The sequence below is a fragment of the Helicobacter cetorum genome, assembly GCF_900198405.1.
Lineage (GTDB): Bacteria > Campylobacterota > Campylobacteria > Campylobacterales > Helicobacteraceae > Helicobacter > Helicobacter cetorum_C.
In genome coordinates, this window is the sequence record NZ_FZMR01000027.1 from 1 (window position 1) to 7,892 (window position 7,892).

Annotated in this window: 8 protein-coding genes; 7 read left to right on the plus strand and 1 reads right to left on the minus strand. The window is 37.2% G+C overall.

Translation table 11 applies throughout. From position 1 onward, the window contains the following. Window positions 1-2,211 (minus strand): pyruvate, water dikinase (ppsA, locus tag C6H25_RS07620; RefSeq protein ID WP_104748840.1); only part of this gene is annotated, 2,211 nt, incomplete at its 3' end. Between the two features lie 176 nt (window positions 2,212-2,387). Between ppsA and C6H25_RS08660 the strand changes: the two genes are divergently transcribed. From C6H25_RS08660 to C6H25_RS07655, 7 genes are all read left to right on the plus strand, one after another. Next, window positions 2,388-2,549, plus strand: coding sequence for a hypothetical protein (locus C6H25_RS08660; RefSeq protein WP_158653907.1), 162 nt, complete (start codon window positions 2,388-2,390; stop codon window positions 2,547-2,549). Between the two features lie 101 nt (window positions 2,550-2,650). Continuing rightward, window positions 2,651-4,489, plus strand: coding sequence for a threonine--tRNA ligase (gene thrS / locus C6H25_RS07625; RefSeq protein WP_104748835.1), 1,839 nt, complete (start codon window positions 2,651-2,653; stop codon window positions 4,487-4,489). Next, window positions 4,486-5,091 (plus strand): translation initiation factor IF-3, encoded by a 606-nt coding sequence (infC, locus tag C6H25_RS07630; RefSeq protein WP_104748836.1) that lies wholly within the window; start codon window positions 4,486-4,488, stop codon window positions 5,089-5,091. Before thrS ends, infC begins: the two co-directional genes overlap by 4 nt. Beyond that, complete coding sequence (gene rpmI, locus C6H25_RS07635) at window positions 5,072-5,266, plus strand: 50S ribosomal protein L35 (protein ID WP_014660668.1); 195 nt, start codon at window positions 5,072-5,074, stop codon at window positions 5,264-5,266. The genes infC and rpmI overlap by 20 nt, the downstream gene beginning before the upstream one ends. Window positions 5,267-5,352: 86 nt before the next feature. Further along, window positions 5,353-5,703, plus strand: a complete 351-nt coding sequence (gene rplT, locus C6H25_RS07640; RefSeq protein WP_104748837.1) for a 50S ribosomal protein L20 — start codon at window positions 5,353-5,355, stop codon at window positions 5,701-5,703. 182 nt (window positions 5,704-5,885) lie between these two features. After that, window positions 5,886-6,719, plus strand: a complete 834-nt coding sequence (locus C6H25_RS07650; protein ID WP_104748839.1) for an outer membrane protein — start codon at window positions 5,886-5,888, stop codon at window positions 6,717-6,719. A gap of 28 nt (window positions 6,720-6,747) precedes the next feature. Further along, on the plus strand, window positions 6,748-7,842 hold the full coding sequence (locus C6H25_RS07655) for a DegT/DnrJ/EryC1/StrS family aminotransferase (RefSeq protein WP_104748841.1): 1,095 nt from the start codon (window positions 6,748-6,750) through the stop codon (window positions 7,840-7,842). Window positions 7,843-7,892 lie beyond the last annotated feature (50 nt).

Genomic DNA, 7,892 nt, shown 5'->3' on the forward strand with positions numbered 1-7,892 from the left:
CTCTGCCACTTCAGGGTAATCGCTTGGGGCTTGTCCGCAAATCCCACAATATTTATTGTGTCTTTTGCAAGCCTCAATCGCTCTTTTAAACATCTCTAGCATAGCCGGATTTCTTTCATCAAAGATATGACTCACTAATTCGCCATCTCTATCCACGCCTAAAGTGAGCTGGGTTAAATCATTTGAGCCAATAGAAAAGCCATCAAACAAGCTTAAGAAATCATCAGCCAAAATGACATTTACCGGTAATTCACACATGATATAAATTTCAAGCCCATTTTTGCCAGACTCTAAGCCATTTTTTCTTAAAATCTCTAAAACTTTTTTACCCTCTTCAATAGTGCGTAAGAATGGAATCATAATTTTCATGTTCGTTAAGCCCATTTCTTCTCTTACTAATGCTAAGGCTTCACACTCCCATGCAAACGCCTCACAATATTGCTCTGAATAATACCGACTAGCCCCCCTATAGCCTAGCATAGGGTTTTCTTCATGCGGTTCATAGCTAGAGCCTGCTAACATTCGCATGTATTCATTAGATTTAAAATCGCTAGTTCTAACAATCACAGGCTTAGGATAAAACGCCGCACTTATCATGCCAATGCCCTCAGCAATTTTTTTCACAAAGAAATCTTTAGGGTTAACATAGCCTGCCATTAAGTTTTCAATTTCATTTTTTTCTTTTACTTGCTTTTTATGGTGTAAATCCACTAAAGCTAAGGGGTGGGCTTTAATTTGATTTAAAATAATCATTTCCATTCTAGCTAACCCTACGCCGTGATTGGGGAGCTGTGCAAAACCAAAGGCTTTTTCAGGGTTTCCAATATTAACATAAATTTTTGTTTTAGTTTCTTGCATATTGGATAGCTCTATGCGTTTAATTTCATGCTCATAAATACCTGCATACACATAGCCTTCTTCGCCCTCTGCACAAGAAACAGTGATTTCCATACCGGTATAGAGCCTATCAGTCGCCCCACTAGCCCCAACAATTGTAGGCACGCCAATTTCTCTAGCTACAATAGCCGCATGACAAGTGCGCCCTCCACGATTAGTAATAACCGCACTCGCCTTTTTCATGCAAGGCTCCCAATCAGGGTCAGTATTATCCGTAACTAAAATTTCGCCCTCTTTAAAAGAATTCATATGCTCTAAGTCATTGATAATACGCACTTTTCCTGAGCCAATTTTACTGCCAATAGCTCTGCCTTGCAAAATAACTTCTTTTTTTTCGTTAGGATTTACAAATTTAAATTTTTCAAAAACTTGACTGCTTTCCTTGCTCTTTTGACTTTGAACCGTTTCTGGGCGAGCTTGCACGATAAAGATTTCCCCACTATCGCCATCTTTTGCCCATTCTATATCCATAGGGCGATAAGTTCCTGCCTCTTTGGTATAGTGCTTTTCTATCATAATGGCATAATTAGCTAAAGTAAGCACATCTTCATCATTTAATGAAAAGGATTGCAACTCTTTTTTAGTGGTTTTGGTGTTTTTTGTAGGATGTTCGCTACCCCTTGGAGCATAGACCATTTTTTGAGTTTTATTACCTAGTTGTCTTTTGATAATGGGGCGTTTGTTTTGCTCTAAAGTGGGTTTAAACACNNTGACCCCAGCACTACCCTTATCAGCACGCACCATTTTTTGCACCCCTACACTTAAGGCAACTTTCAAATGGTCAAACCCACGACTCGCTCTATAGCTAATGGCTCTATCAGTAAAAAGTGATGCTATACAAGACTTAATATAATGGACTAACTCTGTTTTACCTTTAATATTTAAATAAGTGTCTTGCTGACCTGCAAAAGACGCATCCGGTAAATCCTCAGCTGTAGCGCTTGAACGCACTGCTACATCAGCCTCTTTCATGTCATATTGCTTGCTTAAAATCTCATAAGCTTGAAAAATCTCATCTCTTAAATCACTAGGAAAGGGTGTGCCAAAAATAAGCTCTCTAATTTTTTTAGAACGCACCTTTAATACATCAATTTCAGTGGCATCAACATTTTCTAAAAGCTCTATAATCTTTTGTTTAGCCCCACCTTGTTCTAAAAGATACCAATACGCCTCACTAGTAATCGCAAAGCCATCAGGCACTTTAATGCCAATAGGCACTAACTCTTGAAACATTTCGCCAATACTAGCGTTTTTACCACCGACCAAACTCACATCTTTGTTATTTAGCTCTTTAAAAAACTTGATGTAGCGCATCACACTCCCTTGCTTAAGCATTGTTTTAATTTTTTAGAAAAAACCTTAAAATCGTAATGATAGCACATGAGACTTATTTTTTGGTTTTTAGATATATCAAAAGTTTAAAGTGTTTTTATAGTTTATGATTTTATTGTATAATCAGCTCTAGTTTGATAATTTAGGGTTGGAGACTATTGAAAGTGCTTATTGCTAGTGGTGCTATAAAATGGGTTTTAGGACTTTTTCTAGTCGTTTGTATCACTTGCTTGCAAAGCTGTTTTCAGCCTATGCATGACCCAGAGGCAGAAAAGCCAGACGCTCAAGTGCAATGTGGCTTTGGCTCTGGAAGTTGTTAAAACACAAATATATGAATTTAATTTTATAAACACTTGATAGTTAAGGGATTAGGCTTATGCTTAGTTTAAGTAGTTTAATTTTTGGAGAAAAATAGTATTAAATGAGTGCGGAACTGATTGCCGTTTATAAAGATAAACAAATAATAGATTTAGAAAGTGCGAAAGTCTTAGGACTAAGCGATGGGTTTAAGGCATTAGAAGGAACAGAACCGATATATTTTGATGATTCGCCTTTAGCTTTAGAAGTGATTAGGCATTCGTGTGCACACTTGCTCGCTCAAAGCTTGAAAGCCCTTTATCCGGATGCAAAGTTTTTTGTAGGGCCTGTGGTAGAAGAAGGGTTTTATTATGACTTTAAGACCACTTCAAAAATTAGCGAAGAAGATTTGCCTAAAATTGAAGCTAAAATGAAAGAATTTGCAAAATCTAAACTCGCTATCACTAAAGAGACTTTAACTAGACAAGAAGCCCTAGAACGCTTTAAGGGCGATGAATTAAAGCATGCCGTGATGAGTAAAATTAGTGGTGATACATTTGGCGTGTATAAACAAGGCGAATTTGAAGACTTATGCAAAGGACCGCACTTACCAAACACCCGCTTTTTGCATAATTTTAAGCTCACTAAACTCGCTGGAGCCTATCTAGGTGGCGATGAAAAAAATGAAATGCTAATTAGGATTTATGGTATTGCGTTTGCCACTAAAGAGAGCTTAAAAGACTATCTTTTTCAAATTGAAGAAGCTAAAAAACGAGACCATAGAAAGCTAGGGGTTGAACTAGGGCTTTTTAGCTTTGATGATGAAATAGGAGCAGGCTTACCCTTATGGCTACCTAAGGGGGCAAGACTTAGAAAACGCATAGAAGATTTATTAAGCAAGGCGTTACTTTTAAGGGGCTATGAGCCTGTGAAAGGTCCTGAGATTTTAAAAAGCGATGTATGGAAAATTAGTGGGCATTATGATAATTACAAAGAAAACATGTATTTTACCACGATTGATGAGCAAGAATACGGCATAAAGCCTATGAATTGCGTGGGGCATATTAAAGTTTATCAAAATGCTTTACACAGCTACAGAGACTTGCCTTTAAGATTTTATGAATACGGCGTGGTGCATAGGCACGAAAAAAGTGGCGTGTTGCATGGGCTTTTAAGAGTGAGAGAATTTACTCAAGATGACGCACATATTTTTTGTTCATTTGAACAGATTCAAAGCGAAGTGAGTGCGATTTTAGATTTTACACATAAAATTATGAACGCCTTTAATTTCAGTTATGAAATGGAGTTATCCACTCGCCCCACTAAATCCATTGGCGATGACAAGGTATGGGAGAAAGCTACAAATGCTTTAAAAGAAGCCCTAAAAGAACACCAAATTGACTATAAGATTGATGAGGGTGGGGGGGCTTTCTATGGGCCTAAGATTGATATTAAAATTACAGACGCTTTAAAACGCAAATGGCAGTGTGGCACCATTCAAGTGGATATGAATTTGCCCGAACGCTTTAAACTCGCTTTCACTAACGAGCATAATGAAGCCGAACAACCGGTAATGATTCACAGAGCGATTTTAGGCTCATTTGAAAGGTTTATTGCAATTTTAAGCGAGCATTTTGGGGGTAATTTCCCATTTTTTGTCGCACCCACTCAAATCGCTCTCATTCCTATCAATGAAGAGCATTACGCCTTTGCTTTGAAATTAAAAGAAGAGTTGAAAAAGCGTGAGATTTTTGTAGAAGTGCTAGATAAAAACGACAGCTTGAATAAAAAGGTGCGACTAGCTGAAAAACAAAAAATTCCTATGATTTTAGTTCTAGGTAATGAAGAAGTAACAACAGAGATTTTGTCTATTAGAGATAGAGAAAAGCAAACTCAATATAAAATGCCCCTAAAGGAGTTTTTAAACATGGTTGAATCTAAAATGCAAGAGGTTAGTTTTTGAGTAAAAACGAAGTATTGTTAAACGAAGACATTAATTTTAAGGAAGTGCGTTGCGTAGGTGATGATGGCAAAGTGTATGGGATTATTTCTTCAAGAGAGGCTTTGAATATTGCTCGTGATTTAGGTTTAGATTTAGTCCTAATCTCAGCGAATGCAAAACCCCCTGTGTGTAAGGTCATGGACTACAATAAATTCCGCTATCAAAACGAAAAGAAGATTAAAGAAGCCAAAAAAAAGCAAAAGCAAATTGAAATCAAAGAGATTAAGCTTTCTACTCAAATCGCACAAAATGACATTAACTATAAAGTCAAACATGCTAGAGAGTTTATTGAATCTAACAAACATGTAAAATTTAAAGTGGTTTTAAAGGGCAGGGAGAGTCAAAACCCAAAAGCTGGACTTGATGTGCTTTTTAGAGTGCAAGCTATGATGGAAGACTTAGCAAATCCAGAAAAAGAGCCAAAGACTGAAGGGCGTTTTGTCTCATGGATATTTGTGCCTAAAGCTAAAGAAACACAAAAAAATGAAAAGAAAGTTAATCATACGCCTTTTAATAGTATTAACCTTATGAAAGGAGAAAATCATGCCAAAAATGAAGACTAATCGTGGTGCATCAAAACGCTTTAAAGTTAAAAAAAACTTGATTAAGCGTGGCAGTGCTTTTAAAAGCCATATTTTGACTAAAAAAAGCCCTAAGCGTAAAGCTAATTTGAACGCACCAAAACATGTGCATCATACTAACACGCATTCTGTTATGTCTTTGCTCTGTAAAGCATAAGAATGATTGAGTCAAATAGCCCCTTTTTAAGGGAAAGTCGTTTTTTAAGAAAACGCACCTAAAATTTAAAAAAGAAAGGTAAAGAAATGAGAGTTAAAACAGGCGTTGTGCGTAGAAGACGCCATAAAAAAGTCTTAAAACTCGCTAGAGGGTTTTATAGTGGCAGAAGAAAGCATTTTAGAAAGGCTAAAGAACAGCTTGAAAGAAGCATGTATTATGCCTTTAGAGACCGCAAACAAAAGAAAAGAGATTTCAGAAGTTTGTGGGTAGTGAGAATCAATGCGGCTTGCAGAATGCATGATACAAGTTATTCACGCTTTATGCATGCTCTAAAGTTGGCTAATGTTGAATTAGACCGCAAGGTTTTAGCAGACATGGCTATGAATGATATGAATGCGTTTAAGAGCGTATTAGAGAGCGTAAAAGAACATCTTTAAGAAAATTTGGGGGATAGTCCAATAAAAGAAAATCTTTTATTGGACACTAAAAACCCTCAACTAAATCCAAGTTTTTGTTCGTCTTTTCAAACAAAAGCTATTTTTAATCAAAAACCAAGTAAAATTATAGTAAAATCCAACTTTAAGACTCAACTAGAGAACAATGTAGAAGGAAGGAATACATGAGAAAAGCTTTCTTAGCGAGTGTCGTCTCTCTGACAATGGCAACCTTATTATCAGCGGAGATACCCACACAAAAGAACGAGGTTACCAAGTCTAAGCCGTCTAAGCCTAAGAGCAAGTCTAGTGGCGGCGAGAGAAATGCCGCTTTTATTGGAATTGATTACCAACTAGGTATGTTAAGCACTACTGAGCAAAATTGCTCTAAAGCTACTTGTGATACAGACCCAGTCGTTACTCCCGGTAAAGGAGTTAGTTGGGGTAGCATGCAAAGCATTTATAACAAGGCTTTGACTAATCAGCAATACGCTATCAATGGCTTTGGCTTTACAACAGGGTATAAACATTTCCTTAAAAAAGTCCCTATGTTTGGTTTCCGCTATTATGCGTTTTTTGACTTTGCAAGTTCTTATTACAAGTATGATGTGTATGGGGATAATTATAACTACACTCGTCATGGTGCTCAAAATTTCATGTTTGGCTATGGCGGTGGCACAGACATTCTTTTCAACCCTGCGATTTTCAATCATGAGAATTTACACTTTGGCTTTTTCTTAGGCATTGCGATTGGCGGAACTTCTTGGGGACCTATGAATCATTACTACAAGGATTTAGCTCATGAATATGGCGGAAGACTTGCTACTTCAAACTTCCAATTCCTTGTTAATGGTGGTATCCGCTTAGGCACTAAGCATCAAGGCTTTGAGATTGGTCTTAAAATTCAAACCATTAGGAACAACTACTATGTTGCAAACTCTGCTCCTTATGGTGAACCTTTTAGAGCGACATTCCATCGTCCTTTTGCATTCTATTGGCGCTATATCGTAAGTTTCTAATAGGGGCTGTTTGAGGCATATTCCTTTTATGGACTTAAAGGCGTTGCATAACGCCTATAAAGATGAGCTTTTAGAGGCTTTTACGAGTGTTTTAGAGAGTGGGGTTTATGTTAGAGGGGAGCTATTAGGAGCGTTTGAGAGAGAGTTCGCTACTTATTGTGCCACTCAGCATGCCGTAGGAGTAAATAGCGGATTAGACGCACTATCCTTGCTTTTTAGAGCTTATATTGTTTTAGGACATTTGAAAAGTGGCGATGAAGTTTTAGTGCCAACTAATTCTTTTATCGCCTCTGCTTTAGCTATCTCACATAATTCTTTAAGACCTGTTTTTATAGAGCCAAACTTAGACACTTACCTTATAGACACCACTCTTTTAGAACAATCTATCACATCTAAAACCAAGGCAATTCTAGCCGTGCATTTATACGGACAAGCATGCGATATGCAAACGATTAATGCTATAGCCAATAAATATAATTTACTTGTTATAGAAGATAGCGCTCAAAGCCATGGAGCCATCTATAAGGGTAAAAAAACGGGGTCTTTAGGGCATGCGGGGGCCTTTAGCTTTTTTCCTACAAAAAATCTAGGTGCTTTAGGCGATGCAGGAATGGTGGTGAGCGATAATGAAGAGCTAATCAATACCATTAGAGAGCTGAGTAACTATGGGAGTGCGAAAAAATATGAGCATAGATTGCTAGGGTTTAATTCACGCCTTGATGAAATGCAATCAGCATTTTTAAGCGTGAAATTACGCTATTTAGATAGAGAGATAGAACAAAGGCGTAAAATCGCTCGCTATTACCTAGAGCATATCAACAATCCAAAAATCACTCTCCCTTGCATGCCTATAGATGAAAAATCGCATGTATGGCATTTATTTGTCGTGCGAACCACACAAAGAGAGGTGTTACAAAAATACTTAAGAGAGTGTAATATTGAAACTTTAATCCATTATCCTACCCCTATTCATTGCCAAAAAGCCTACCAAAAAGAAAACCATTCAAAAGTGTCTCCAAGTCTTAGCGAACGCTTATCGCAAGAGATTTTAAGCATTCCACTCTACCCTACCCTAAGTCAAAAAAATACCCAATATATTGCAAAAAAACTGAACGATTTCTAAGCTATTCTTAACTCTTTAAATGCTATAACCTTGTTAGTATCATACTTTGT

Coding starts and splice junctions, on each gene's coding strand:
- C6H25_RS07650 (WP_104748839.1), top strand. CDS start 5,886: ATGAGAAAAGCTTTCTTAGCGAGTGTCGTCTCTCTGACAATGGCAACC.
- thrS (WP_104748835.1), top strand. CDS start 2,651: ATGAGTGCGGAACTGATTGCCGTTTATAAAGATAAACAAATAATAGAT.
- rplT (WP_104748837.1), top strand. CDS start 5,353: ATGAGAGTTAAAACAGGCGTTGTGCGTAGAAGACGCCATAAAAAAGTC.
- C6H25_RS07655 (WP_104748841.1), top strand. CDS start 6,748: ATGGACTTAAAGGCGTTGCATAACGCCTATAAAGATGAGCTTTTAGAG.
- rpmI (WP_014660668.1), top strand. CDS start 5,072: ATGCCAAAAATGAAGACTAATCGTGGTGCATCAAAACGCTTTAAAGTT.